Annotated in this window: 24 protein-coding genes and 1 tRNA gene; 15 read left to right on the forward strand and 10 right to left on the reverse strand. The window is 60.6% G+C overall.

Features of this window, described 5'->3' with window-relative positions; translation table 11 throughout:
- Positions 1-8: 8 nt before the first annotated feature.
- The gene (locus AXG89_RS10685; RefSeq protein WP_086380939.1) at positions 9-365 is read right to left on the reverse strand and encodes a hypothetical protein; all 357 of its coding nucleotides are present in this window, start codon (positions 363-365) and stop codon (positions 9-11) included.
- Between the two features lie 284 nt (positions 366-649).
- Between AXG89_RS10685 and AXG89_RS10690 the strand changes: the two genes are divergently transcribed.
- Together AXG89_RS10690 and AXG89_RS10695 are read left to right on the forward strand one after the other, a co-directional pair.
- Positions 650-1,372, forward strand: coding sequence for a TetR/AcrR family transcriptional regulator (locus AXG89_RS10690; RefSeq protein WP_062000764.1), 723 nt, complete (start codon positions 650-652; stop codon positions 1,370-1,372).
- A 95-nt stretch (positions 1,373-1,467) separates the two neighbouring features.
- Positions 1,468-1,626, forward strand: a complete 159-nt coding sequence (locus AXG89_RS10695) for a hypothetical protein (RefSeq protein WP_162916040.1) — start codon at positions 1,468-1,470, stop codon at positions 1,624-1,626.
- A gap of 8 nt (positions 1,627-1,634) precedes the next feature.
- On the opposite strand, the gene AXG89_RS10700 is transcribed toward AXG89_RS10695, so the two are convergent.
- Both AXG89_RS10700 and AXG89_RS10705 read right to left on the reverse strand, forming a co-directional pair.
- Positions 1,635-1,928, reverse strand: coding sequence for a hypothetical protein (locus AXG89_RS10700; protein ID WP_061998934.1), 294 nt, complete (start codon positions 1,926-1,928; stop codon positions 1,635-1,637).
- A gap of 84 nt (positions 1,929-2,012) precedes the next feature.
- Positions 2,013-2,411: a DUF1090 family protein gene (locus AXG89_RS10705; protein WP_062169646.1), complete on the reverse strand. Its 399-nt coding sequence runs from the start codon at positions 2,409-2,411 to the stop codon at positions 2,013-2,015.
- 164 nt (positions 2,412-2,575) lie between these two features.
- Between AXG89_RS10705 and AXG89_RS10710 the strand changes: the two genes are divergently transcribed.
- From AXG89_RS10710 to AXG89_RS42100, 4 genes are all read left to right on the forward strand, one after another.
- On the forward strand, positions 2,576-2,797 hold the full coding sequence (locus AXG89_RS10710; RefSeq protein WP_062000765.1) for a hypothetical protein: 222 nt from the start codon (positions 2,576-2,578) through the stop codon (positions 2,795-2,797).
- A 61-nt stretch (positions 2,798-2,858) separates the two neighbouring features.
- Positions 2,859-3,062, forward strand: coding sequence for a hypothetical protein (locus AXG89_RS10715; RefSeq protein ID WP_061998936.1), 204 nt, complete (start codon positions 2,859-2,861; stop codon positions 3,060-3,062).
- Positions 3,063-3,101: 39 nt separating this feature from the next.
- Positions 3,102-3,263 carry a hypothetical protein gene (locus AXG89_RS42095; protein WP_162916042.1) on the forward strand — a complete coding sequence of 54 codons (162 nt, stop codon included), beginning with the start codon at positions 3,102-3,104 and terminating at the stop codon, positions 3,261-3,263.
- 81 nt (positions 3,264-3,344) lie between these two features.
- Positions 3,345-3,515, forward strand: coding sequence for a hypothetical protein (locus AXG89_RS42100; RefSeq protein WP_155524181.1), 171 nt, complete (start codon positions 3,345-3,347; stop codon positions 3,513-3,515).
- Between the two features lie 73 nt (positions 3,516-3,588).
- On the opposite strand, the gene AXG89_RS10720 is transcribed toward AXG89_RS42100, so the two are convergent.
- Positions 3,589-3,663 (reverse strand) — tRNA-Arg (locus tag AXG89_RS10720).
- Between the two features lie 240 nt (positions 3,664-3,903).
- Complete coding sequence (locus AXG89_RS10725) at positions 3,904-4,206, reverse strand: hypothetical protein (RefSeq protein ID WP_062169648.1); 303 nt, start codon at positions 4,204-4,206, stop codon at positions 3,904-3,906.
- A 135-nt stretch (positions 4,207-4,341) separates the two neighbouring features.
- On the opposite strand from AXG89_RS10725, the gene AXG89_RS10730 reads away from it, so the two are divergent.
- Complete coding sequence (locus AXG89_RS10730; RefSeq protein ID WP_062169650.1) at positions 4,342-5,145, forward strand: bestrophin-like domain; 804 nt, start codon at positions 4,342-4,344, stop codon at positions 5,143-5,145.
- 23 nt (positions 5,146-5,168) lie between these two features.
- Positions 5,169-5,903 (forward strand): class I SAM-dependent methyltransferase, encoded by a 735-nt coding sequence (locus AXG89_RS10735; protein ID WP_061998939.1) that lies wholly within the window; start codon positions 5,169-5,171, stop codon positions 5,901-5,903.
- Between the two features lie 19 nt (positions 5,904-5,922).
- On the opposite strand, the gene AXG89_RS10740 is transcribed toward AXG89_RS10735, so the two are convergent.
- Positions 5,923-6,105, reverse strand: coding sequence for a rubredoxin (locus tag AXG89_RS10740; protein WP_062000766.1), 183 nt, complete (start codon positions 6,103-6,105; stop codon positions 5,923-5,925).
- 357 nt (positions 6,106-6,462) lie between these two features.
- Between AXG89_RS10740 and AXG89_RS10745 the strand changes: the two genes are divergently transcribed.
- The 6 genes from AXG89_RS10745 to AXG89_RS10770 all read left to right on the forward strand — a co-directional run bounded on the left by AXG89_RS10745 (position 6,463) and on the right by AXG89_RS10770 (position 17,929).
- Positions 6,463-6,867: a DUF4399 domain-containing protein gene (locus tag AXG89_RS10745; protein WP_062000767.1), complete on the forward strand. Its 405-nt coding sequence runs from the start codon at positions 6,463-6,465 to the stop codon at positions 6,865-6,867.
- Positions 6,868-7,059: 192 nt separating this feature from the next.
- Positions 7,060-8,997, forward strand: a complete 1,938-nt coding sequence (abc-f, locus tag AXG89_RS10750; protein ID WP_062169652.1) for a ribosomal protection-like ABC-F family protein — start codon at positions 7,060-7,062, stop codon at positions 8,995-8,997.
- 265 nt (positions 8,998-9,262) lie between these two features.
- Positions 9,263-11,278, forward strand: a complete 2,016-nt coding sequence (locus AXG89_RS10755) for a DNA topoisomerase IV subunit B (RefSeq protein ID WP_062169654.1) — start codon at positions 9,263-9,265, stop codon at positions 11,276-11,278.
- 57 nt (positions 11,279-11,335) lie between these two features.
- Complete coding sequence (gene parC, locus AXG89_RS10760) at positions 11,336-13,648, forward strand: DNA topoisomerase IV subunit A (protein WP_061998941.1); 2,313 nt, start codon at positions 11,336-11,338, stop codon at positions 13,646-13,648.
- A gap of 146 nt (positions 13,649-13,794) precedes the next feature.
- Complete coding sequence (locus AXG89_RS10765) at positions 13,795-14,253, forward strand: CopD family protein (protein WP_061998942.1); 459 nt, start codon at positions 13,795-13,797, stop codon at positions 14,251-14,253.
- 232 nt (positions 14,254-14,485) lie between these two features.
- Positions 14,486-17,929, forward strand: coding sequence for an autotransporter outer membrane beta-barrel domain-containing protein (locus AXG89_RS10770; RefSeq protein WP_162916045.1), 3,444 nt, complete (start codon positions 14,486-14,488; stop codon positions 17,927-17,929).
- Between the two features lie 16 nt (positions 17,930-17,945).
- On the opposite strand, the gene AXG89_RS10775 is transcribed toward AXG89_RS10770, so the two are convergent.
- The 4 genes from AXG89_RS10775 to AXG89_RS10790 all read right to left on the reverse strand — a co-directional run bounded on the left by AXG89_RS10775 (position 17,946) and on the right by AXG89_RS10790 (position 23,530).
- Positions 17,946-20,345: a bifunctional diguanylate cyclase/phosphodiesterase gene (locus AXG89_RS10775; RefSeq protein ID WP_075359562.1), complete on the reverse strand. Its 2,400-nt coding sequence runs from the start codon at positions 20,343-20,345 to the stop codon at positions 17,946-17,948.
- Positions 20,346-20,861: 516 nt separating this feature from the next.
- Positions 20,862-21,326: a RidA family protein gene (locus AXG89_RS10780; RefSeq protein WP_061998944.1), complete on the reverse strand. Its 465-nt coding sequence runs from the start codon at positions 21,324-21,326 to the stop codon at positions 20,862-20,864.
- 30 nt (positions 21,327-21,356) lie between these two features.
- Positions 21,357-22,553: an aminotransferase-like domain-containing protein gene (locus tag AXG89_RS10785; RefSeq protein WP_061998945.1), complete on the reverse strand. Its 1,197-nt coding sequence runs from the start codon at positions 22,551-22,553 to the stop codon at positions 21,357-21,359.
- An 86-nt stretch (positions 22,554-22,639) separates the two neighbouring features.
- Positions 22,640-23,530, reverse strand: a complete 891-nt coding sequence (locus tag AXG89_RS10790; RefSeq protein ID WP_082771462.1) for a VOC family protein — start codon at positions 23,528-23,530, stop codon at positions 22,640-22,642.
- Between the two features lie 265 nt (positions 23,531-23,795).
- Between AXG89_RS10790 and AXG89_RS10795 the strand changes: the two genes are divergently transcribed.
- The gene (locus AXG89_RS10795) at positions 23,796-25,238 is read left to right on the forward strand and encodes an aminotransferase-like domain-containing protein (RefSeq protein ID WP_062000769.1); all 1,443 of its coding nucleotides are present in this window, start codon (positions 23,796-23,798) and stop codon (positions 25,236-25,238) included.
- Positions 25,239-25,354: the final 116 nt, after the last annotated feature.

Below are 25,354 nucleotides of genomic sequence, written 5' to 3' on the forward strand. Positions count from 1 at the left end.
CGTATTGCCTACTGACCGGCCGTCGATTCGTCGATACCGCGCGTGAGCGCCGGGCACGCCTCGCCGATCTTCTGCGCGTACTCTTGCGGGTTGCTTGTCTTGAGCGCCGCGAAACGATCCACGGTTGATTGCGCCTCCTTGTAACCGAGGTTCCACTCGCCGTCGAAATCGGGCGCATCGGTGAAACTTTTGCGTGCAACCGCTTTAAAGCGCGCGATTTTTACCGCATCGATATGGCAGATATCTGCCGCACCGCGCGCGATATTCGCGCTCGTGCGCACGCCTTCGGCCGCGACGCTTTGCGGTGACGGCTGCTGCACGGCCGGGTGGCCTGGGGGCAACGCCTGCGCAGTCGAAGGCTGCACCGTTTGCTTCTGCGCGTGCGCGGTGAGCGGGAGACCGCAAGCAACGACGCATGCGATCAGGACAAAATTTACGCGTATAACGGCGTGTCGAAGAGTCATGCAAATCCTTGTATTGGGGGCCACGTCGAGGCCTGCGAGCGGGTGGGGAAGTATAGCCAAAGAGCACCCGGCAAGCTTTGCCGATGGACCCGGGAGACGCAGCGCAAGATTGGATTTTGCGCGAAAGGCCCTTGAAAACCCATGCTAAACTCGTTTCACCTAGAGGCGCTCTGCACAAGTAGATGATGAAAAAAGCAAGTAAAGTAACAGCGCCGGTTCGTTCGAAGTTCCGCTCGGAGCCTCGCAAAAATCGTTCGGTGTCCGTACCGGTACTTGACCGGCACGAAGTGAAACGGAAATACGATCCGGAACTAACCAAACGCAACATCATTGAAATCGCGACCGCCGAATTCGCCGCAATGGGCTTGAGCGGAGCACGCGTCGACGCCATTGCCGAGCGCACGAGCACCACGAAGCGCATGCTGTACTACTACTTTGGCAGCAAGGAAGGGCTGTACGAAGCGGTGATCGACGAAGCGTACGGGAAGATCCGGGCGCTCGAACAAGCGTTGCGCCTTGAAGCCATGGAGCCTCGCGAAGGCCTGTGCCGGCTCGTCGAATTCACATTCGATTTCCACGATACACAACGTGACTTCGTCCAGCTCATCGCCGGTGAAAACATCAGCGGCGGCACGCATGCCGAGCATCTGAAAGCCTTCAAGGCACGCAATTCGAGTGTGGTGAAGACCATCAGCAATCTCATTGGCCGGGGTATCGCGGCAAAGGTGTTTCGCGACGATGTCGAACCCGTCGATCTGCATCTGATGATCAGCTCGCTGTGTTTTTATCGCGTCTCGAACCGGCATACGTTCGCCATGGCGTTCGGACGCGATCCCGCCGGTCCGCGATTGCGCGTGCGCCATCGGGCGATGATCGTCGATACGATCTTGCGGTTCATGGCGCGCTGAAAAGCAGCAGGTCCTAAGCGGGCATCTCCGGTTACCCGTTTTTGATCGCGTGACCTATGCTTGATGCATGGCTGTCGACTACGACGGAGGGCGCCATGGACGGCTTCGAACATATTCTCGTCGGCCTTGCACTGCTGGCCGCATTGGCAATTGGCATGCTCGCGCACGACTGGCGCGACGACTTTCGCGAACGCATGATGGGCCGTTCGGTCCACGATTCGCTGCACGACTGGTGGATGCGGCATCGGCATTGAATGCCGGTTTATTCGACGGAATCAGGCGTCACATCGGACGCATCGAGCATTGTCCGGTGAGTCGCCTCGTACGCATCAATCTGCAGATACAGCCGGTGAACCGTCTGGATCTGCGTATGCGACAAGTGCGATGCCCGTGCCACCAATGCCAGCCGTTCCCGCCAGTAGGCTGGCGGGAGAATCGGACTCAGCGCGTCGTCGATGAGTGAACGCCGCAGCACCAGCTCGAGGTGCGACAACTCCTGATCCGCCAGCATTGCGGAAAATGCGCCCTGAGGCTTGGTGTCGGACATAAGGTTCATCAGTGCTCAACGGCTGCATTCATTGAAACTTTAGGTGTCCGCCGGTCGGTACAAACCCTTGGGGTCTTCGCCTGCCTCGGTTTCTTACTGGATGGGTCTCGCGATCGCGCGGTCCAGATCGGCGCGCGCGCGGTTCACCTTGCGTTGCCACGCGGCAATGTTGAGCTGGTCCGTGCCCTTCTTTTGCGCCCGCGCCAATTCGCCCTCCCACGCGCGCAGCGTGTTCCTGGCCTGCGCGATGGCGTCATTGTGGCGCTTGAGCGCGCCGGACCTGCGTTGCTCGATGGCCTCCGGCGTGCATTCGGCGTTGGTTTTATCGAGCGCCGCTTGCAGCGAATCGAGTTGCGCCGTGTCGTCCCGATTGAGCGCAATGGCCATCTGTCGTTCCAGGCTCTGGCGATGGGCGTCGCATGCATCGGTTTCCGGCGAGGCGTGAGCAACCGACAAACACATGCTGAGCGCGACGGCGACGAACAATTTCATGGCGGAATCCGTAACTGACTAGATTGGGCTTTGGGTCGAAAAGCGTGTCCCGCCGTTATCCTGAGCAGGCGAGGTCGGCGTATTTTAGCGAGTTGTGGATTGCGCGCGGAATGAGTTTTGCGCGGTTTGCACTGACTGACTACTTTTTCACGAGGAATACGCTCATGCGTTTCGATTACGAGGGCTTTCATATCGATTGCCGGTCGCGGCACGATCAGGACGGCCTTTACTACGCCCAGGCGCACATCACGAAGGCTCCGGCCAAGGGCAACGGGCATCCGGAACGGCACGAGTCAGGCGACATAGACGCATTCGATAACGACAGCGACGCCATTGCTTGCGCGCGGGCCTGGGCCATTGACTGGTGCAGTGAGCATGCGGCCTAGCGCGGCACGGGTGGATGCGCCCGTCGCATGCTAGGATCGCGGCCTGCCAACGGGAGAAGCCATGCAATATTTGCACAATGAACATGTCATCGACGTGTTCGTCGAAAAGCGTGGGGACCGTTGGGACTGGTCCGTGCAGGCGGGCGCGCTGCCGCTCAAGAAGAATACGGGCGAGATGGCGCCGACCAGCAATGTTGCGGAAAATGAAGCGCTGATGTGGGCGAAGCGTGAGCTCGACCGAAGGTTTCCGGTCGAGCGCGAGTAGACGGCTTAAGTTCGCGTCAGGCGCGCCGTTAGTATTGGCATGGAACCTTTAAACTTCACCTCCGATGCCTCCCGTGACCTCATCCGGGCAGCCGGCGAGACGCTCGAACTGATTTGCCGCCTGCGCGGCATTGCGCTCGAAGCACTCACCGACGACGAACTCGGCGAGTTCTTTCTCAATGCGCTGGTGGTCGATGCCTGAAGGCATGATGCAGTCGGCCGGTTGAATGCCCGCGTTTTTTCTCAAGTTATGTGCTGCGCGGCCGTTATCCGGGTCATGGACATGACCAATCCCACCGCGACCGCGTTTCGCAACCTCGTGCTTGCCGCCGACGAGACCCTCCATCTGCTGTGCCGCCTGCGCGGCATCACCATCGATGATTTGTCGGAAGACGCGCTCGAAGCGTTTTTCTTCGAAGCGCTCGATGACGAGTTCTGGGTGAATTCGCGGTAGGGGTTTTTTCTCAAGGCCGGCTTGGCGTTTTGCCGGACCCGAGATAGCTCTGATGGACAGAGCTGGAGCTTCTTGGTCCCCCTGGCAGGAATCGAACCTGCATCTAGCGCTTAGGAGGCACTTGTTCTATCCATTGAACTACAGGGAGATGGATATGAGCGGTGAGCGTACGTTCGGCCAAGCCGCTTCTTCCTAAATGAAGCGCCGACGCAGCGGGCAGAGTATAGCAAAGAGCGCCACGGTGAAGGGCAGCGGCGGCATTGCTGTAACTGGAAAACCGCAGCCTTTCCTAAGTCCTCGGGAGCGCTCAACAATCAATTTTCCAGCTACTCGATCGGGCGTCGCGCGAAATCTCTCCGGTCAAACGTCGTCGAACGAATAACCGTGCTTACAAAGCCGAGTTCTTGCCGCAAACATTTGATGGCCCGGAATGATAGCCGCCGCTAGCAACGCCCGTAAGCAGCTCCAAACCAGCGCGCAAGGCGTCGTCGGAGAACGTGCTGTCTTTTGAGCGGGCGAACGGCTGGATCGACCGGTTCGTGCATTCGTTGCCGTATGCGCTGTTTGCGAGCGGGGTGGCGCTCAGCCGGACGTTATCGGCGGCCGTATTGGCATTCGCATTTGAAACCATCGACGCAATACCTCCGGCGCACAGGATAAATACGGCTGTCAGACGCGTTATGTTTTCCATGGATTGCTCTCGATAATGTGTTGCAAAAACACGGACCGATTATCGGGCGAATTGGTATTAGCGTCAATTTCCGGCATTAGCTCAATAGGATAGCTTTTGGACGAATATGATCGCCGTTCACTCCAGGCATAAGCCATGACTGAATTGGAAACTGCTTCGGTCGTTTTTTTCCTTCTGCTGGCGTCGGCCGGCGTCGGCGTATTCATCCGTCCGCTGTTGCCGGAAGAGCACAAGGCGTTCGAGACCGTGCAATTGCTGAAGCTGGTGATCGGCATGCTCGTCACGTTCGCGGCGCTCGTGCTGGGGTTGCTGACGGCGTCGGCGAAAACCCTGTTCGATACCACCAACAACGACATCCGCAGCTACGCCACCGCGCTGATCCAGCTCGACAACAGCCTGCGCCAGTATGGACCCGACGCCGATACCCCCCGCCAGCTCCTGCGCACCTATACGGCGGCTGCGATTGCATCGACGTGGGCGCAGGAATCACCGCCGCCGGGAGATTATTATCCGAAAGTCCTGGCACCTGATCCGAATGCTGATCACCTTGACAGCCGCCAGTTGGGAGCGCTGCTTGAGCGTGCGCAACACGAAGTGCGCGAACTGCAACCGCGTGACCCGTACCATCAAAAGATGGATAGCGAGGCGCTGCTCCGGTTCGACAACCTCGTCCAGCAACGATGGAAGATCGTCGAGGAGGCGCGCGGGTCGATATCGACACCGTTCGACCGCATCCTGGTCTTCTGGCTGCTCGTCATCTTCCTGTGCTTCGGGTTGATCGCACCGCGCAACGCGCTGGCGTTCGTGATCATCACACTCGGCGCGCTTTCCATAGCATCGGCGGTGCTTGTTATCCTCGACCTCGGCACGCCGTTCACAGGACCGATCATCGTGCCAAGCCAACCCATGCGCGACGCGCTTTCGTATCTGAGCCGCTGAAGCCCGCCAACTATCCGTTCCACATGCCATCGACGCTCTACACCGATCCACGCCTGGTCGCGCTTTACGACACGCTGAACCCCGCTGCGGCGGATACCGCCTTCTACCTTGCGCTTGCCGCAGGCAAGGACCGTGTCATCGATATCGGTTGCGGTACTGGTTTGCTCACATGCGAGCTGGCGGCGCAGGGCGCTCATGTGATCGGCATCGATCCGGCGCCTGCCATGCTGAAGGTCGCGCGCAAGCGGCCGCACGCCGACCGCGTCGACTGGATCGAAGGCGATGCCCGTGCTCTCACCGTGTTATCCCCGGCCGATCTCGTTTTGATGACGGGCCATGTGGCGCAGGTTTTTATCGATGACAGCGTTTTTCTGGAAACGCTCAGAGCCGCCCGGCACGCGTTGCGTACAGGTGGCAGACTGGCCTTCGAAAGCCGCAATCCGGCTGTGCGTGCCTGGGAGGCATGGACGCCCTCGAGTTCACGCAGAAAGATCACGGTGGACGGGATTGGCGAGGTAGAAGTGTGGCTTGCTGATGCCGCCGAAAGCCCGCAATCAGTCGTGCGCTTCACGACGCACTACAAGTTTCGCGCATCGGGAAACGAACTGATATCGCAAAGCGCGCTACGGTTTCGCAGCCAGGACGAGCTCGCCACGCTGCTCGATCAGGCGGGTTTCGGCAAGCTTGAGTGGTTTGGCGACTGGGACAAAACAGCGGTAAGGGCGGACAGCCGCGAACTGATAGTCATCGCGCGATAAAAAGCCCCGAGCGGTCAGCTCAAAACTCGACCGCCACGAAATCTTCCTTGCCCACGTCGCACAGCGGGCAGCGCCAGCTATCGGGGATATCGGCGAAGCGGGTTCCGGCTGCAATGCCGTCTTCCGGCAAGCCGTCTTCCTCGTTGTAAATCCAGCCACAAATCAGGCAAACCCAGCTTTTATATTCTAAAACTTCACTCACGACAGACTCTTTCTTCTCGTTCAGCGAAAAACAGCGAATTATGTACGGATCAACAGTGACGGATCGAATTGTCACAGTTGTTGCCGGCGAACCGCATGTTACCGGAATGTCCGAATCCGCTCCCGGAGAAGGGCGTTTTGACGTGCGATAAAACCTGTTTCGCCGCCACCACTCTGGACCTCAAGTGACCTGCGTCTCTTTCACACGGTCGGTGTATCCTCTGCCGGGCGGATTTTGTGCACTTCCGCGAAGGCTTGTTGCCAACTGGTTTGAGCGATGCCATCGCGTGCTGCACAAGGCCTGTTTTGGCGGCCGGGATTGTTCATCGGCAGCCGCACTCTTCTTGGGAGCAAAAAAATGACGTTCAAGAAACTGTTGTCGGGATTGGTGTTGTCGAGCATGTTCCTCGTGAGCGCCGCGGCGCATGCCGAAGCGCGTGTCTTTTTCGTGGAGCCGAAAGACGGTGCGACCGTCACAAGCCCGGTGCACGTGGTATTCGGGCTGGAAGGCATGGGACTCGCGCCGGCCGGCGATCTCGATCCGAACAAGGGCCACCATCACCTGTTGATCGATGCCGGACCGATGCAGAAGGGCCTTGTCATTCCGGCGAACGACAAGTCGCTGCATTTCGGCAAGGCGCAGACGGAAGCCGACGTAAAGCTGACCCCCGGCGACCACACGCTGACGCTGCAATTCGGCGACGGCGCTCACCAGTCGTTCGGCCCGGAAATGAGCCAGACGATCAAGATCCACGTGAAGTAATCGTGTTGAAAGCGCAGCAAGGCGGACGTCGCGACGATGTCCGTCCGAATCTCAAAAATCACGGCAATCAAATCGTTTATTTGTAACCAGGCAGGTCTCTTTATTAGGCCTGATGGCATAGGGGTCCGGGCGTACCGGTCAAGACCGGTACAATGGCCCCTTCCAGTATTTGCACTTTTCCGGCTGCCTCCCATGTCGCTTTATTCCATTTCCGACGCGCAACTCGCGTTCGGCCACGTCGCGTTGCTCGATCACGCTGACTTTTCACTCGAAGCGGGCGAACGCGTCGGGCTTATCGGGCGTAACGGCGCGGGCAAGTCGTCGCTGCTGAAGATCATCGCCGGATTGGCGAAGCCGGACGACGGCCTGGTCACGCGCCAGAACGAGCTTACGACCGTCTATGTGCCGCAGGAGCCGGAGTTCGACCTCGATGCGTCGGTGTTCGACGTCGTCGCGTCGGGCCTGTCGCACGCGCGCCAGTTGCTCGATGACTACGACGCTGTCGCGCACCAGCTCGCCGACGCGCCGCATGAAGGTCCCGAGCACGACGCGCTGATGTCGCGCATGAACGCGCTTCAATCGTCGCTCGATACAACCGATGCCTGGAACTGGCAAACCCGCGTCGCGACCACGCTGCAGCAGATCGGCCTGGATGGCGACGTCCGCTCGGGCGCATTGTCGGGCGGCATGAAAAAGCGCGTTGCGCTTGCGCGTGCTCTGGTGGTTCAGCCGGACGTCCTGCTGCTGGACGAGCCGACCAACCACCTCGACTTCGAAGGGATTCGCTGGCTCGAAGAGTTGCTGGTCACGCTGCGTACCGGCTTGCTGTTCATCACCCACGACCGGGCGTTCCTGGACAAGGTTGCAACGCGTATTGTCGATCTGGATCGCGGGCGCCTGCTTTCGTATCCGGGTAACTACACCGCGTACCAGACGCGCAAGGCGCAGCAGCTTGAAATCGAACAGGTCGAAGCGGCCAAGTTCGACAAGCTGCTTGCACAGGAAGAAGTGTGGATTCGCAAGGGCGTGGAGGCGCGGCGTACGCGCAGCGTCGGCCGAATCGCGCGGCTGGTCGAGATGCGCAATGAGCGCGCCGAACGCCGCAACGTGCAGGGCAACGTCAAGCTCGACGTAGGACAAGGCGAACGCTCGGGCAAGATCGTTTCGGAACTGACGGATGTCACGAAGAAATACGGTGAGCGCACTATCGTCGACAACTTCACGGCCACCGTCATGCGCGGCGACAAGTTCGGTTTTATCGGGCCGAACGGCGCAGGGAAGACTACGCTCCTCAAGATGATCCTGGGCGAACTCGCGCCGGACAGCGGCACGGTCCGCACCGGCACGAACACGCAGGTCGCGTATTTCGACCAGATGCGCGCTCAGCTCGACCTCGACAAAACCCTCGCCGACACCATCAGCCCGGGCAGCGAATGGGTCGAAGTGAATGGCGTGAAGAAGCACGTGATGAGCTATCTCGGCGACTTCCTGTTTGCGCCCGAACGCGCGCGTTCGCCTGTTCGGTCGCTCTCCGGCGGCGAGCGTAACCGGCTGTTGCTGGCGCGCCTGTTTGCACGGCCGGCGAACGTGCTGGTACTGGACGAACCGACCAACGACCTGGATATCCAGACGCTCGAACTGCTGGAAGAACTGCTCACCGACTACGACGGCACGGTTCTCCTCGTGAGTCACGATCGCCAGTTCCTGGATAACGTGGTGACGTCGGTGTTTGCATCGGAAGGTGGCGGGAAGTGGCGCGAGTATGTCGGCGGCTTTACCGACTGGCAGATCCAGAGCGACCGCTCGGAGAAGATGGCGGCAGACGCCGCACGCGACACCGCCAAGCAAGGGAAGAAGGACGACGGCCCGAAGGACAGCGGCGCAGGACGCAACTCGCAACGCTCCAACAAGCTGCCGTACAAGGAAGTCCGTGAACTCGAAGCGTTGCCCGCGCAGATCGCGGCGCTCGAAACGGAGCAAAAGTCCATCGCGGCGAAGCTCGCAGACGGTTCGGTTTTTGCCAAGGATCCGAAAGAAGGAGCGCGGTTGAGCGAGCGGCACGCGGCTATCGATGAAGCATTGCTTGTCGCGCTCGAACGCTGGGAAGAACTGGAAGCAAAGCGGAAGTAGGCCGGTCTGCGGACCTGCGTGTTTCGCGACATTGTTCGCCATATCGAAATATTTGTCGAAATCAGTAAAATACGTCGCGCTTTCGGGTGCGCTGGCTCTGGGGCCACAGGTTGGCTGCCAGTCGGCGTTCGCCGTCGCGGTTTCAAGTTATTGACGCTCAAATCGGCGCGGGCCGGACACGTGCGGCAAGCCCGCACCGGATCGGCCCGTACTGTTCACGCATTCGCCGGTAGTCCTGCACGGACCGCCGGACCACCGTCCAGACATGTCCACGAAAAAACCCAGCGCCGCCGACGGCGGCAAGAACAGCGGATACAGCGAAGCATCCATCAAGGTGCTGAAGGGGCTCGAGCCGGTCAAGCAACGGCCCGGCATGTACACCCGCACGGAAAATCCGCTGCACATCATCCAGGAAGTCATCGATAACGCTTCGGACGAGGCGCTCGGCGGCTACGGCAAGCAGATCACGGTGACGCTGCATGCCGACCATTCGGTGTCCGTCGAAGACGATGGGCGCGGGATTCCCTACGGCCTGCATCCCGAGGAAGGCGTGCCGGTTGTCGAGATCGTGTTCACGCGCCTGCATGCGGGCGGCAAGTTCGATAAAGCCGCCGGTGGCGCCTACACGTTCTCGGGCGGCCTGCATGGCGTGGGTGTATCGGTAACGAACGCGCTTTCCACGCGGCTGGACGTGACCGTCTGGCGCGATGGCAAGGTGGCGGATCTCGGTTTCGCGAATGGCGATGTGGTCAAGCCGCTCGAAACACGCACGATGAATCGCGGCGAGAAAAAATCTGGCACGCGCGTCACCGCCTGGGCCAACCCCAAGTATTTCGATTCGCCGAATTTGCCCGTGGGCGAGTTGCAACGCCTGCTACGCTCGAAGGCCGTGTTGTTGCCGGGCGTGGAAGTCACGCTCATCAACGAGAAGACCGGCGAGCGCCAGACCTGGAAATATGAGGATGGACTGCGCGGTTACCTGCTCGAAGGCATGGGCGGCAGCGACCTGCTGATTCCGTTGTTCGAAGGCGAACGCTTCGCGGGGAATGCCAAGTCGAGCGAAGAAACCTTCGCCGAAGGTGAGGGCGCGAGTTGGGTCGTCGCGTGGAGCGAAGAAGGTCCGTTGCTGCGCGAGTCGTACGTCAACCTGATCCCGACGCCCGCAGGCGGCACGCACGAATCCGGCTTGCGCGACGGCTTGTTCCAGGCGGTTAAAAGTTTTGTCGAGTTGCACAACCTGCAGCCAAAGGGCGTCAAGCTGCTCGCGGAAGATGTGTTCGCGCGGGTGTCGTTCGTGTTGTCGGCGAAGGTGCTCGACCCGCAGTTCCAAGGCCAGATCAAGGAACGCCTCAATAGCCGCGACGCGGTGAAACTCGTGTCGTCGTTCACGCGGCCCGCGCTCGAACTGTGGTTGAACCAGCATGTGGAGTACGGCAAGAAACTCGCGGAACTGGTGATCCGGCAGGCACAGGCGCGCACGCGCGCCGGGCAGAAGATCGAAAAGCGCAAGAGCTCGGGCGTGGCGGTGCTGCCCGGCAAGCTGACCGATTGTGAATCGACGGATGTATCGCGCAACGAATTGTTCCTCGTCGAGGGCGATTCGGCGGGCGGTTCCGCGAAGATGGGCCGTGACAAAGAATTCCAGGCCATCCTGCCGCTGCGCGGCAAGGTGCTGAACACGTGGGAAACCGAGCGCGACAGGCTCTTTGCGAACAACGAAGTGCATGACATCGCGGTGGCGATCGGCGTGGACCCGCATGGTCCGGACAGCCTCGACAACAAGGCCGATCTCTCGAACCTGCGTTACGGCAAGATCTGCATCCTGTCGGATGCGGACGTGGATGGCGCGCACATCCAGGTCCTGCTGCTCACGCTGTTCTTCAAGCACTTCCCGCAACTGATCGAGCAGGGCAATGTGTGTATCGCGCGGCCGCCGCTGTTTCGGGTCGATGCACCCGCTCGCGGCAAGAAGCCGGCGCAAAAGCTTTACGCCCTGGATGAAGGCGAGCTCGAAGCCATCCTCGACAAACTGAGAAAGGACGGCGTGCGCGAGACGCAATGGTCGATCAGCCGTTTCAAAGGCCTGGGCGAAATGAGCGCGGAGCAACTCTGGGACACGACCATGAATCCCGACACGCGCCGCTTGCTGCCGGTTCAGCTCGGCGAACTCGGTTTTGACAACACGGTCACGCGCATGACCATGCTGATGGGCAAGGGCGAAGCGGCGTCGCGGCGTAGCTGGCTGGAAGAGAAGGGCAACGAAGTCGAAGCGGATATCTGACCTGAGCGCTGCCAAGCCTGACCTTGAACCTCGTCAACGCATAACACTGGAATTTCGATGGACGATCTCTTCGCGGAACAAGAAGCCGCGCCCGATGGCGAAAAACTGACGCTTGGCGACTACGCCGAGCGCGCGTATCTCGACTACGCGGTGAGCGTGGTCAAAGGCCGTGCGTTGCCCGATGTCAGCGACGGCCAGAAGCCCGTGCAACGCCGCATCCTGTTCGCCATGAACGAGATGGGCCTGGCGAATACGGCCAAGCCGGTGAAATCGGCGCGTGTGGTGGGCGACGTGCTGGGTAAATATCATCCGCACGGCGACCAGTCGGCGTACGACGCGCTGGTGCGCCTCGCGCAGGCTTTTTCGATGCGGTACCCGCTGATCGATGGCCAGGGCAACTTCGGTTCACGCGACGGAGACGGCGCGGCGGCCATGCGCTACACGGAAGCGCGCCTCACGCCCATCGCCAAGTTGCTGCTCGATGAAATCGACATGGGCACCGTCGATTTCATGCCGAACTACGATGGTTCGTTCCAGGAGCCGAAGCTCCTGCCCGCGCGTCTGCCGTTCGCGCTGTTGAATGGCGCATCGGGGATCGCGGTGGGTCTTGCCACTGAAATCCCGTCGCACAACTTGCGTGAAGTCGCCGCCGCCGCGGTCGCGATGATCCGCAATCCGAAGATCGAACACGCCGAGTTGATGGAGATGATTCCCGGACCGGACTTTCCGGGCGGCGGGCAGATCATTTCCAGCCCGGCGGAGATTGCAGCGGCTTATGAAAACGGCCGCGGCAGCCTGAAAGTGCGGGCGCGCTGGAAGATCGAGGACATGGCGCGTGGTCAGTGGCAACTCGTGATTACCGAGTTGCCGCCGAGCACGTCGGGCCAGAAGGTGCTCGAGGAAATCGAGGAACTGACGAACCCGAAAATCAAGCTCGGCAAGAAGGCGCTCAGCCCCGATCAGTTGCAGACGAAACAGACCATGCTTGCGCTGCTCGATACGGTGCGCGACGAATCCGGCCGCGACGCGCCCGTGAGGCTTGTGTTCGAGCCGAAGTCGAGCCGTATCGACCAGACGGAGTTCGTGCATTCGCTGCTCGCGCATACGAGCCTGGAATCGAACTCGTCCATCAATCTGGTCATGATCAGCGCCGACGGCCGGCCGCGTCAGAAAGGTCTGCGCGAGATCCTGCACGAGTGGGTCGGGTTCCGCTTCACGACGGTCACGCGGCGCACGCAGCATCGGCTGGGCAAGGTGAACGACCGCATTCATATTCTCGAAGGACGGATGATCGTCTTCCTGAATATCGACGAAGTGATCCGCGTCATTCGTGAAGCCGACGATCCCAAGGAAGCGCTCATGGAGCGTTTCAAGCTGAGCGAGCGCCAGGCCGACGACATTCTCGAAATTCGTTTGCGTCAGCTTGCACGCCTCGAGGCGATCAAGATCGAGCAGGAATTGAAGGATCTGCGCAGCGAAAAGGAAAAGCTCGAAGAACTGCTGAATAGCGACGCTGCCATGAAGCGCCTGCTGATCAAGGAAATCGAAGGCGATGCCAAGACGTATGGCGACGAACGCCGCACGCTGATCCAGGCCGAAAAGCGCGCCACATTCGAAGCACGGGTGGTCGACGATCCGGTGACGGTGGTTGTGTCGCAGAAGGGCTGGGTGCGTGCCTTGAAGGGGCATGGACTCGATCCCGCGACCTTCCAGTTCAAGGCGGGCGATGGCATCTACGGCACGTTCCTCGCGCGCACGCCGGATATCCTGATCGCATGGGGCAGCAACGGGCGCGTGTATTCCGTGCCGGTCGCCATGTTGCCGGGTGGGCGTGGTGATGGTGTGCCGGTGACGTCGTTGATCGAACTGGAATCGGGAACCCATCTGCTGCATTACTTCGCCGCGCCGGTAGAGCAACCGTTGTTGCTGGCATCGAGTAACGGCTTTGGCTTCATGGCCAAGCTCGGCGATATGGTCAGCCGCGTGAAGGCGGGCAAGTCGTTCATGACGATTGACGAAGGCGCGCTTCCGTTGACGCCCATGCCGGTGCTGGCCGGCGCCACGCATGTCGCGTGCTTGACGAGCAACGGGCGCCTGCTGGTGTTCGGTATGGATGAAATGAAGACGCTCTCGGGCGGCGGGCGCGGCGTGATCCTCGTCGCGCTTGAACCGAAGGAGACGTTGCGGCAGGCGTTGACCATCGACAAACGTGGTCTCGTGCTCACCGGCGCGGGACGCGGCGGCAAGGTGCGCGACGAAAAGCTCACGTGGGCGGCGCTTGAGGCTTATGTCGGCAAGCGTGCGCGCAAGGGCCGTGCGCCGGATGTGACCATCAAGGTGACTGATTTGCGTCCGGTCCTCGAAGGCTGAGAGCCGGCGTGATTCTCAGATGCCTCGGGCTCGTCCGCCCGAGGCATTTCTTTATCTTGAAAAATACTTGAACTGGTTTCATTCAGGCGAGTCGAATGCCCGAATGTCGCATTCAGCGACGGCTTCACCTGCAATTGGGAACAGAGATGAACAAGGCGATTGAAGTGGCGCTGTTCCTGCATCTATTGGGAATCGCGGTCTGGATTGGCGGAATGATTTTCGCGCATTTTTGCCTGCGGCCGGCCATCGCGGATTTATCGCCGCAATTGCGTCTGCCTTTATGGGAATCCGTGTTTGCCCGGTTTTTTAATTGGGTCGCGGCGTCGGTGCTCGTGATCTTGCTGACAGGCGGTTTCCTGTTGACCCAGTTTGGCGGTGGCCATGCGCCCTGGCCGCTGCATGCAATGGCCGGCATCGGCATTGTGATGATGCTGATTTTCGGGCATATCCGTTTCAGCGTGTTCCCGAGGATTCGGCGCGCGGTCCAATCGCAGAACTGGCCCGACGGCGCGCGTTCTGTCGGCACCATTCGCCGTCTCGTGCTGATCAATATTGTGCTGGGCGTCGTGACTGTCGGTACGGCGGTTTTATCGCGTGGAATGTAGTTCACCGACAAATCCAAAATAAAAGATCGCAGCATTTCGCTCCTTGTTTGAAGGCCCCATTGCTCATCGCCAACGCGTTCTCGACAGTCTAAAGTGCTGAGTCGATTCGATTTGGAAATGGGTGATGAGCGCTTCGAAAAGGTCAAAGAGACCGCGCGGTGATTCGGTATCCTGGGTAAAAAAAGAGCATCGCTGGATCGGTCTGCCAATAACAATACTGGCATTCGCCAATTTGACAGTCGACACCGCGAATGCCACTGATCTGGCCGGTTCAAACACCGGCTACGCGCTCAATCCCGCTGACAATCCGTTCACCGTTGTTTCGAATGCCATTATCGATACAACCGTACAAGGCGGCGTCGCCATATACGGAAAGTCGGACAGCACGATAACGTGGACACTGGCGAATAACGGGGTCGTCATTGGCAGCTATTTTGCCCTTGAATTCGACAGCTCCGCATCGATCCTGAATAACGGCTCGACGCGCAGCAACACCACCACCGCAATGGCGTTGTACAGCGGCGGTAACGTGGTCAATGCAGCCGGCGCGTCGATCATCGGTCAGTTCGATGCAGTCTTCGCAAACCGATCGACCAGCACCGTCACCAATGCCGGCACGATCAGCGGCTCGGAGGACCTGTCGGCCACGCACGCGGGCGTTCACTTGCCAAGCGGCGGCACCGTGACAAACTCCGCTACGGGAAGCATCGTTGGGCAAGATCCCGCCATTCTCGCCAATTCCGCCACGACGGTTCTCAACGACGGCTCGATCGTTTCGCTAAACGGCACGGCCATCGATCTGAGCGCCGGCGCAACCGGCACCGGGAGCTTCGTTTCGAACAGCGGCAGCATCAACGGCAAAGGCGGGACGGCGATTCTCTTCGGGCCGGACGACGATACGCTGCGCTTGACGGGTACGGCGATATTGGTCGGTGTAGCCGATGGCGGCGCGGGAACGAATACGCTGATTCTCGGCGGCACGAGCGATGGCAGGTTCGATATTTCCGGCCTGGGTGCATCGGCGCAGTATCGCGGCTTTGAAGTCTTGCGCAAGGATGATTCAGGTACGTGGACCTTGACCGGCGCGAATGGCGTTACGCAGATGTGGCTCATTGGCGGTGGGACCGTTTCCGTGGCAGGGCAGTTGAACGGAAGTCTCATTGCGCAGCCCGGCGTGACCGGCGTCGCCATCGATGTGTTGCCTGGCGGATCGGTTCAGGCAAGCTCGGGGAACGCGGTATCGGTGAATGACAACAGCCGGGTGGACAATCGCGGTTCGATTTCGAGCAGCGCCGACGGAGAAGCCGCCGTGCTCGCGACAGGCGACGCCACGAGCGTGCAGAACTCGGGTTTCATTGCGTCGCATGGGGCGCAGGGGATTGGGGTTTCGATCGTCCTACCCACGGGCGCTGCAAGCCTGACGAATGAACAGCGTGGATCGATCACGAGCACAGCTGGTGACGCGGTCAAGGCGTCGGTTCAGGCGGGCGCGAGCGTTTCGATCATCAACGCGGGATGGATTGCGGGCAGTGAGGTCGGTGGAACTGGCGTCGTGATTGACGCATCGACGGGTTCCGCGAGCCTTGCGAACTACCGAGGCGCCTCGATCAAAGGCGCCAACGGTGTTTCGGCGTCGACCGGGACTCACGTTTTCATCGAGAACGCCGGGTCCGTCGCGGCGCAGGGTGTGAACGGAACGGGCGTTTCCGTCGATGCCCCCGGCGGCGTTGCAAGCCTGACGAACGAGCAGGGCGCATCGATCAGCAGCGCGACGGGCGTCGCCGTTCTCGCCGGCTCGAACGTGTCGATCGTCAACGTGGGAGCGATCAGCGGGCCGGCCGCGGCGGTGCGTTTTACGGGATCGAACAACCGCTTGCTGTTAAGCAGCGGCAGTGACATAAACGGCGATCTCGATGGCGGCCCTGGTTCATCGAATGCGTTGACGTTGAATGGCGCGGGAACCTTGTCCAGCCGGACGTCGGGCTTCTCGACACTGACGATCCAGGACGCGGGCTGGACCGTGTCAGGTCCGGTGTCGATAACATCGGTCAGCACGATCCGCAACGGCGAGCTGACATTGACCGGCATTTTGGCGAGTCCTGCAATCACCGTCGCGCCCGATGCGACGCTCAACGGCACGGGCACGCTAAAAGGCGCGCTTTCGATGCAAGGCGTCATCGCACCGGGCATGCCGGCCACCGCCGCAATTCCGGGACTTCAGCCCCTGTCGACAGGCACGCTTTCGGTCACTGGCTCATACACGCAGACGCCCGGAAGCGGGTACGAAGCCGATATCACGCCGCAAGGAAACGACCTGATCGCCGTCGATGGAACGGCAGAGTTGCAAGGCGGTATCGTACGCGTTCGTCTGCGCTCAGCGTCCTTCGCGCCGACCGACACCTACACGATCCTGAGCACGACAGCCGGTCTGACGGGCGTGTTCAGCGGCATGGAGGCGCTCAATCCGTTCGTCTCGGCATCTCTTTCCTACGATTCCCACAACGCATACATCCACGTGCAGCGCGGCTTCCAGTTTGCGGGCGGAACGCCGAACCAGATCGCCGTCGAAGCGGCGCTCGATCATGGCGTTGCGGGCATTGCGGCGGGCGGGTCTCCAACGCGCGATTTCCTGTCGATTGCGGGCGATCTGCTGAGCCTTGAAGGTTCATCGGCGTATGCGGCGCTTGACCAGTTGAGCGCGGAAGCGTACGCCGCGTTTTCGAATGCGCACTTCGAAGCAGCGCGGCTCGGCATGGACGCTATCGGTAACAGGCTGAACGCCGCACGTTTCTCCGGCGAATGCGCTGCGGACGAAGCCTTGCCGTCGTTGGTCAACAACGGGCGAGCGTGTTCATGGATCAGCGTTCTCGGCAGCACCGGCAAGCTCGGTGGCTACGATACCTGGCTCGGCCAGCAAACGAGTGCTGGCGGCGTGATATCGGGCATCGATTACCGGATCATGCCGAAGGTCACCCTTGGCGCAGCGCTCGCCGCCATGCACGGCAATACATCGACCAGCACGTTGCCCGTTCACGGCCAGTTCGATACGTATCAAGCCGCGCTCTACGGCACTTACATGCCGGGCGCGTACTGGCTGCAGGCATCGTTGGGTTATGCGCGCAACAGCGACGACATGAAGCGTTCGATCTTTTTCACCGATACCCCGCGCACCGCGCTCGGCAGCGTCGATGGCAACCAGTACTTCGCCACGCTCAGCAATGGCGTGGATGTATCGATGGGAAAAATCGGTGTGCTGTCGCCGTTCGTATCGCTTGAAATGCAGCACGAGGAGACGCCGGCCTTCAGCGAAAGCGGCGCCGATTCGGTGAACCTCGGTGTATCGGCGAACGCTGCAGATTCGATACGAACTTCATTGGGCGCGCGCTGGCGCAATCAGTTCGAGTTCTTCGGCCGTGCATGGAGTTTGAACGGCGACCTAGCGTGGGTTCATCAATACGGCGCCCTGACTCAAGCGGTGAGCGCGAGTTTCGAAGGCGCGGAGAACAGCGCTTTCACTGTGCACGGCAGCGGCCCGGCACGAGACGCGATGCAAGCCGGAGCCGGCGTGCGCATTGCTTTAGGCCGGCAAGTGCATGCCGGTTTGCGCTACAACGGTGAGTTCGGCGGCGGTGGACATGCGCATGCAGGAAGCGCGGAATTCGACTACCGGTGGTAAAGCACCAGAACCCGGCTCATTCCACCGCATTCGATGGCGCTTCGCCAAACGGAAGCGCGACGACATCGGATACGAGGCCTAAACCGCACACTCCGAACCGGTCGAGCAAGGCCTGTACGCCTTCAGCGGGCACCGCCCGAGAGAAGAGAAAACCCTGCGCTTCAATCGGCCCGAGTCGCGACAGCCAGGTGATCTGCTCTTCGGTCTCGGTGCCTTCTACAACCACGGTCAGTCCGAGCGAGCGCGCCAGATTCACGATTGCTGAAACCATCACGCAGACGCTGCGGTCATGCGGAATGGCCTGGATAAACGACCGGTCGACCTTGAGGGTATCGACAGCAAAACGGTTGAGGTACGACAGCGACGAATATCCCGTGCCGAAATCATCCAGCGCGATCCGCACGCCGAGCCGCTTCAACGCCGCGATCTTTTCCGCGACGATATCCGGAAACTCCATCATCACGGTTTCGGTGATCTCGAGTTCGAGTTTGCCCGGCGCAATACCGCTGTCCCGTATGGCCGCCGCGACCGTTTCGAGCAGATCGCCGCGCCAGAATTGCACCGCCGAGATATTCACCGCGAGCGACAGGCCGTCATACCCTTGTGTCTGCCAGATGGCCAGTTGCCGGCACGCGGTATGAATCACGAAGTCCCCGATAGGCACGATCAAGCCCGTGCTTTCCGCGACCGGGATGAATTCGTTTGCGGGAATCAGGCCGTGCTGCGGATGGTTCCATCGGGCGAGCGCTTCGAAACCGGTGATGCATCGGCGAGTGAGGTCGATCTTCGGCTGGTACGCGAGGAACAACTGGTTCTGCGCGAGCGCGACGCGCAGTTGCTGTTCCCACTTCATCAAATGGTCGGCGCGATGCGACAACTGCGGCGAGTAAAACTGATAGCAGTTCTTGCCCGCGTCCTTCGCGCTGTACATGGCGAGATCGGCCTTCTTCAGCAAGTCGATTTCGCTTTCGCTCGCTACCGAATACAACGCAATGCCGACGCTCGCATGCAGCACGAAGGCGCTGCCGCGGACGTCGAAGGGCGTGGCGAACATATGCGAGACCGCTTCGGCCATCTCGACCGCCTGCCGCTCGACATCGGCGCCCTTGACGACGACCACGAATTCATCGCCGCCAATGCGCGACAGCGTGCCATGGTCGCCGACGGTTTCCGCGAGCCGCGATGCGGTCATCTGCAGGACGATGTCGCCGGCGTTGTGACCGAGCGTATCGTTCACGGTCTTGAAGTTGTCGAGGTCGATAAACAGCAGCGCCAGACGACCCACGTTCTCGGGTTTGACCACGTCGTGCCTGAGCGTCTGCAGCGTGGAATAGCGGTTACGCAATCCGGTCAGCAAATCGTATTCGACCAGATGCGTCATCTCGCGCTCGCGTCCGAGCAACTTGCCGATTAGACCTGTCGCCACTGCGAAAAAACCGAGCATGGCGAGCGAGATGAACGTCGCCATCAGCAGATAGACGCGGCGCGTGTGATTGAAATCGACGAACTCCTCAGCCTGCGACAGCCCGACCAGCACGCCGAGCGGATAGCCATCGATATGCCGGTACGAAACAATGCGCGTGACGTTATCAATGGGATCGACGTAGATGCCCGACGCGTGCTCGGACGTCGGATACACGCCGCTTGCCGTGAAGACGCTCGCCGTGTCGCTGCCCGGCTCGCCCATCTGCATCATGCGGCCGTTGGCCTTCGATGTGACCGAACCCGCGCCGGTACTGCGTGCCAGCACGGAGCCGTTATCCGAGATCACGGCAACGACGCCTTCGCGGCCGATGGACGCAACGTTGTAGAAATCGCTCGTGAAGTAGCTGGGGTTCTCTGAAACGACCACCACGCCCGCGAACGACCCATCTGGATGATTCAGGCGCCGTGTGATCTGCAGCGTCCATTGTCGCGAGACCCGGCCAAGCACCGGCTTGCTGATAAACAGCAAGTCATCGTTCGATAACGCGTGAACCCGGAAATGCTCGCGGTCCGAGAGATCGAGAGGCTTGGGATTCGATTCAGCGGTGGTAGCGGTGAGGATGCCGTGTTCGTTGATCAGAGACACTTGCACCAGCGTGTCGCTTTGCACCACGCCTTTTTCCACCGTGCTCGCCAGGTTGAACTGGCCGGGTGTTTTCTCGAACTCGTATTTGACGAAACGCGTAATCTGGTCGACCTGGTGGATCGCCTTGATTGTGTGCTGTTCGAGCGCGGAAGAAAGAATGGCAGCCGATGCCATGGACGCGTGCGTCGCCGCCTCGCGCTCCACCGAAAGACGCGCGAAGATGACCGTCCAGAGCAGCACGAGCACGAGCGCCCCCAGCGCGGGAATGGCGAACAATGCGCGACTCCTGCGCGGAAAGTCCGCGTGTTTCATATCCCGTGGCGCTTTGGGCCGTGATCGATTCATGGGTTCGGTCAGTTCAAGGACCCGGTGACGTGGTAGCGGGCGGGTGGTCCGGATCACAGGTCCGGCGGTGCGATGCTGACTCGATCCGGTTCGTAAGTCATTCAAACTGGATGCGTTTTTCGGAATCGTTCGCGAGTTTGCGCAAAATTGCCTTTAGCACGTCTTGCATTTCTTACAGTTGATTTATTGGACACGAATACTTAAATCTTGCGACCCATCAACGACAAGCCCCGACGCCGACAGGTCAGATATTACCAATGACGACCGGTTTAGATATTACTGAAGGCGACCCGTTTAAGGAAGCTCATGGGCGCAATGAGGCATCGAGGTATACGCGGAGGGCCTGAAACGCATGGCTGGCGCGGCTCCGCGGTCTGAAACGCTGTTTCGCAGATGCAGTTTATCGATATAAAGAACATCTGGATTTAAGATCCCGATGCCGGGCGGCACCGGGGAAACAATCAAGTGCAATAAACCGGCGTTCGAAAACGCCTTTAAGGTTTAATTCTCGACAGTTCAGGCGACTTCGGCGATCAATTCAATCTCGACACACGCGCCGAGCGGAATTTGCGCCACGCCGAAAGCGGAGCGGGCGTGCTTGCCGCGCTCGCCGAAGACATCGGCGATCAATTCGGATGCGCCATTCGTCACCAGGTGCTGTTCGGTGAATTCGAAAGTGGAATTCACGAGGCTCATCACCTTCACGATTCGCGTGACCTTGTTCAGGTCGCCCACATGTGCGTGCAGCGTGGCAATCAGATCAATGGCAATTGAACGCGCCGCGGTCTGGCCTTCGGCGGTCGTGAGCGTGGCGCCCAGCTTGCCCGCCCACACCTTGCCGTCTTTCTTCGCGATATGGCCGGAGAGGTACACCGTGTTGCCACTTTGCGCGCTCATCACGTAGGCCGCGGCGGGGGCGCCGGCGGTCGGCAATTCAATACCGAGTTCTTTCAGCTTGTCATACACGTTGAGTTGGGCCATGCGAAATCCCTTTGAAATGAATGATGAAATTCAGACCTGCGCGCGGATCAGCGCGCCGAGCTTTGCAATGCCTTCGTCGATCACGGCCGGGGGCACCGTCACGAACGACAGGCGCAGCGTGTTGTGCTCGGCTTCGTTCGCGAAGAATGGTCCGCCTGGAACGAACGCCACGTGCCGTGCAATGGACTGCTCGAGCAGTTTCATTGTATCGATGTGCTGGGGCAGCTTCACCCACACGAACATCCCGCCTTCCGGCCGGTTCCATTCCACGCCCGCCGGCATGTGTTTTTCAAGCGATGCCAGCATGGCCGCGCATTGATCGCGATACAGCGCGCGGATCTTCGGGATATGCGTTTCGAGAAACCCGTCCTTCACGACCTCATGCACGATGCGCTGCGTGAGGCTCGGCGTATGCAGGTCAGTCGCCTGCTTGGCCTGCACGAGTTTGAAGTGCAGTTCCTCGGGCGCGATGATGTAACCCACGCGCATGCCCGGCGACAACACCTTCGAAAACGACCCCAGATGCACGATGTGATCCGGCGCCATGGAGAGCATGGTCGGCAGCGGCGCGCCGGCATAGTCGAGCGCGCCATACGGATCGTCCTCGATCACAGGGAACCCGGCACGTTGCGCGAACGCGGCGAGCGCCGTGCGGCGTTCGAGCGAAAGACGACGGCCTGTCGGGTTCTGGAAATTGGGCTGCGCATACAAGAGACGCGCGCCTGCTGTCAGCGTGCTAGTCAGCGCTTCGGGGATCAGTCCGTGTTCATCGGTTGGGACCTGAACGTAATTTGGTTCGTACATTGAAAACGATTGCAGCGCGCCGAGATAAGTCGGTGTTTCGACCAGCACGCGGCTCGCCGGATCGATCAGCACCTTGCCGAGCAGATCGAGCGCCTGCTGCGAGCCGGTGGTGATCAGCACTTGCGACGCACGCACCGACGCGCCGTTCACCGAATACCGTTGCGCAACCCATTCGCGCAACGGCAGGTAGCCCTCGGTCGCGCTGTATTGCAGCGCGGCGGCGGGGCTGTCGCGCAGGATGCGATCGCACGCCACGCGCATTTCCTCGACCGGAAAAGTCGCCGGCGACGGCAGTCCGCCCGCGAACGAAATGACCTCGGGCCGCTCGGTGACCTTCAGGATTTCACGAATCGCCGAACTGGTGAGCTTTCTCGCGCGTTCGGAAAGTTGCCACGGCTGGGCTTGAAGGTCGGCTTGATTCATGGGGTCCTCGGTCGGTCTTGGTGGGCGGTACGGGTGTGGGTGCAATGGGTGCGGCGCACGCTTATTATCGCGCCGCTTACAAGTATTTAGCGCTCGTCCTGCTGTCCGTCGTCTTGTTGCACGGCTTCGTCGGGCGACGAATCGGCGGCAGTTTCGGCAAGATCGGCTGTTTCGGTTACGTCTTCTGGCTTCCTGCTTTTCGCGCGCTTGCGGGCGGGTTTTGCCGCGGCAAGTTCGGCTTGCCGCGCTGCCTGCGCTGCGGCTTCGATTGTTTCGGACGTTTCCCCCATCGTGACGATGGACCCGTCCGGCAACTCGAATTGCGCGACCAGGACCGGCGCGCCTTCGGTCACTTCGACGTTCATCAGGTGCGATGCGCCGAGCCACGCCATCTGCTCCAGGAGCACATGCGCGCGCGGATGAAACCCTGTAAGCGATTTAAGCGCAATGCCCGTTTCCGGCAACGACGCACCCGGATGCCGCGTGGTGTCCCACTGAATCAGCGAGGGCAGGACTCCATCGCCGGAACCTTGCCAGGCCGGGAACGAGCCGTCGTCGGGAACGGTCAGGTTCCAGCTATTCGCGCCGCGCGACATGGCGACGACCGACGCAATGCGCTCCGGGTATTGCGCCTGCCAGCGCGTCAGCACCTTCGGACGCTCGACGCGTGCAACCCAGTGCACGAGTTGCGGCCCTGTTTCGAGCCGCTTGAGAAACGCGGGGTCGTCGAGTGCGAAGAGACGCGGACGCAGAAGCGAACGCGAGGAATCCGTCACGGCCGCAGCCGGATCGATAGCGATGACTTCCAGATAAGCGCCGCCCCAGAGATTCAACAGGCGGTTGTGCGTGCGCATCAGCGGATGGGCGCCACCCTCGCTCGTCTGCACGCCCAGCTTCGCGGCGACAAAACTTGCGCCTTCTTCAAGCGTTCGGGCGGCGATGACAAGATGATCGAGTTGCAGCGGCGGAGCGGTCATGGAGCACGGACTACGTAAATACGACGTGAATGAGTTGCATGGAAAAACCATGGCCAAGCTCGCCAGCATACCTGTTTCGCCTCGTTGCGCAGTCGCATCGGCCATTCGGCCGAGCACTCGACACTCGCTGCACGGCTGCAAAAGTGGCCAGATTAGCATCGGCGCGATCTCAAAATGTAGCGGGTGGGACCGTAACAGTAACGGTACAATCAAGCCGATACCTCTCAGTACAGTCACCGCACGCAATCACTCGATGGAGCCCGGCATGTCCGTCCCGCTCGACCAGATTCCGGCGCCGCACGGCGCGCCACAGCTCACGCTCGTCGACCAGCTGGTCCAGTGGGGGCGGCGTCGTATCGATGAAAGAGTGTTTCGCCCGGGCATGCGCATGCCGTCGATCCGCAAACTCGCCGTCGACAAGGGCGTGTCGCGCTTTACCGTGGTCGAGGCGTACGAGCGGCTGGTCGCGCACGGTTATCTCGATTCACGGCGCGGCTCCGGTTTTTTCGTGCGCGACCGCAGCGGATCGAACGATGCCCACGTCCATCCCCAATCGGCCAGTGAGCCGCAGCCGGTCCCGAGCACCATCGACGTGGTCTGGCTGCTGCGCAACATGCTGCATACGTCGAGTCCGGCGAAGGGGCCGGGCATCGGCTATTTGCCGTCGAGCTGGCTGAATGGCGAATTGCTGACCGGCGCGCTGCGTTCGATAAGCCGGCAAAGCGGCGGCCAGATGCTCGGTTTCGGCACGCCGCAAGGGTTTTTGCCGCTGCGCCAGCAATTGCAGACGCGGCTTGAAGAACTGGAAATCGGGGCATCGACGCAGCAAATCGTGATGGTGTCGGGCGTGACGCAAGCCATCGACCTGATTGCGCGCGTGTTCGTCAAACCGGGCGACACGGTGATCGTGGGCGACCCCGCGTGGTTCCAGATGTTCGGCCGCTTCGTGGCGCAGGGCGCGCGGCTCGTCGGCATGCCGTACACGCCCGACGGCCCAGATCTCGACGCCCTCGAAAACCTCGTGCAGACGTGGCGCCCGAAGATGCTCGTGATCAATTCGGTTCTGCAGAATCCCACGGGAACATCGCTTACGGCCGCGCAGGCTTTCCGGATTCTCCAGCTCGCGCAGACCTATGATTTCATTGTCGTGGAAGACGATATTTACGGCGACCTCTGCCCGACCAACTTCGCGGCCACGCGCCTCGCAAGCCTCGATCAGCTCAAGCGCGTGATCTTCCTCAACAGCTTTTCGAAGACGCTCGCGCCGAACTTGCGGGTGGGGTACATCGCGTGCGCGCCGGAGGTGGCGAATGCGATTGCCGACCAGAAGATGCTCGTTGGCATGACCAGTCCCGAACTCAATGAGCGCGTGCTGTACAAGGTGCTCACCGATGGCCACTACCGCCGCCACGTCGAACGCCTGCGCGTGAAACTCGACGGCGTGCGCGAGAAGACCGTACGCATGTTCGAAAAAGTGGGCTACAAGCCGTATCTCGTCCCGGCGGCGGGCATGTTTTTATGGGCCGATACCGGCGTGGATTCGGAAGCGCTTGCGGCCTTCGGGCACGAGGCCGGTTTCCTGCTGACGCCGGGCAGCCTCTTTTCGCCGCATCAACTGCCGAGCACCTGGATGCGCTTTAACATTGCAAATTGCGGCGATCCGGGATTGCCCGCAGTGCTCACCGAGTATGCGGACCGCATGGGTTAGGGCGGCGCGCTCCTTCGCGCGCTTTCGAAAAAACCCCTTGAAATTCTCACAGCCGACCTCATGTGTCGCAGGATTCGCGCGATGCTTTTGCTCGGTTTTGCTGCATCGCGCTGCCG

The organism is Burkholderia sp. PAMC 26561, assembly GCF_001557535.2.
Lineage (GTDB): Bacteria > Pseudomonadota > Gammaproteobacteria > Burkholderiales > Burkholderiaceae > Caballeronia.

Excerpts from the sequence above, each read along its gene's own strand:
- AXG89_RS10690 (WP_062000764.1), top strand. The coding sequence starts at position 650 with ATGAAAAAAGCAAGTAAAGTAACAGCGCCGGTTCGTTCGAAGTTCCGC.
- AXG89_RS10695 (WP_162916040.1), top strand. The coding sequence starts at position 1,468 with ATGGACGGCTTCGAACATATTCTCGTCGGCCTTGCACTGCTGGCCGCA.
- AXG89_RS10700 (WP_061998934.1), bottom strand. The coding sequence starts at position 1,928 with ATGAACCTTATGTCCGACACCAAGCCTCAGGGCGCATTTTCCGCAATG.
- AXG89_RS10705 (WP_062169646.1), bottom strand. The coding sequence starts at position 2,411 with ATGAAATTGTTCGTCGCCGTCGCGCTCAGCATGTGTTTGTCGGTTGCT.
- AXG89_RS10710 (WP_062000765.1), top strand. The coding sequence starts at position 2,576 with ATGCGTTTCGATTACGAGGGCTTTCATATCGATTGCCGGTCGCGGCAC.
- AXG89_RS10715 (WP_061998936.1), top strand. The coding sequence starts at position 2,859 with ATGCAATATTTGCACAATGAACATGTCATCGACGTGTTCGTCGAAAAG.
- AXG89_RS42095 (WP_162916042.1), top strand. The coding sequence starts at position 3,102 with ATGGAACCTTTAAACTTCACCTCCGATGCCTCCCGTGACCTCATCCGG.
- AXG89_RS42100 (WP_155524181.1), top strand. The coding sequence starts at position 3,345 with ATGACCAATCCCACCGCGACCGCGTTTCGCAACCTCGTGCTTGCCGCC.
- AXG89_RS10725 (WP_062169648.1), bottom strand. The coding sequence starts at position 4,206 with ATGGAAAACATAACGCGTCTGACAGCCGTATTTATCCTGTGCGCCGGA.
- AXG89_RS10730 (WP_062169650.1), top strand. The coding sequence starts at position 4,342 with ATGACTGAATTGGAAACTGCTTCGGTCGTTTTTTTCCTTCTGCTGGCG.
- AXG89_RS10735 (WP_061998939.1), top strand. The coding sequence starts at position 5,169 with ATGCCATCGACGCTCTACACCGATCCACGCCTGGTCGCGCTTTACGAC.
- AXG89_RS10745 (WP_062000767.1), top strand. The coding sequence starts at position 6,463 with ATGACGTTCAAGAAACTGTTGTCGGGATTGGTGTTGTCGAGCATGTTC.
- abc-f (WP_062169652.1), top strand. The coding sequence starts at position 7,060 with ATGTCGCTTTATTCCATTTCCGACGCGCAACTCGCGTTCGGCCACGTC.
- AXG89_RS10755 (WP_062169654.1), top strand. The coding sequence starts at position 9,263 with ATGTCCACGAAAAAACCCAGCGCCGCCGACGGCGGCAAGAACAGCGGA.
- parC (WP_061998941.1), top strand. The coding sequence starts at position 11,336 with ATGGACGATCTCTTCGCGGAACAAGAAGCCGCGCCCGATGGCGAAAAA.
- AXG89_RS10765 (WP_061998942.1), top strand. The coding sequence starts at position 13,795 with ATGAACAAGGCGATTGAAGTGGCGCTGTTCCTGCATCTATTGGGAATC.
- AXG89_RS10775 (WP_075359562.1), bottom strand. The coding sequence starts at position 20,345 with ATGAATCGATCACGGCCCAAAGCGCCACGGGATATGAAACACGCGGAC.
- AXG89_RS10780 (WP_061998944.1), bottom strand. The coding sequence starts at position 21,326 with ATGGCCCAACTCAACGTGTATGACAAGCTGAAAGAACTCGGTATTGAA.
- AXG89_RS10785 (WP_061998945.1), bottom strand. The coding sequence starts at position 22,553 with ATGAATCAAGCCGACCTTCAAGCCCAGCCGTGGCAACTTTCCGAACGC.
- AXG89_RS10790 (WP_082771462.1), bottom strand. The coding sequence starts at position 23,530 with ATGACCGCTCCGCCGCTGCAACTCGATCATCTTGTCATCGCCGCCCGA.
- AXG89_RS10795 (WP_062000769.1), top strand. The coding sequence starts at position 23,796 with ATGTCCGTCCCGCTCGACCAGATTCCGGCGCCGCACGGCGCGCCACAG.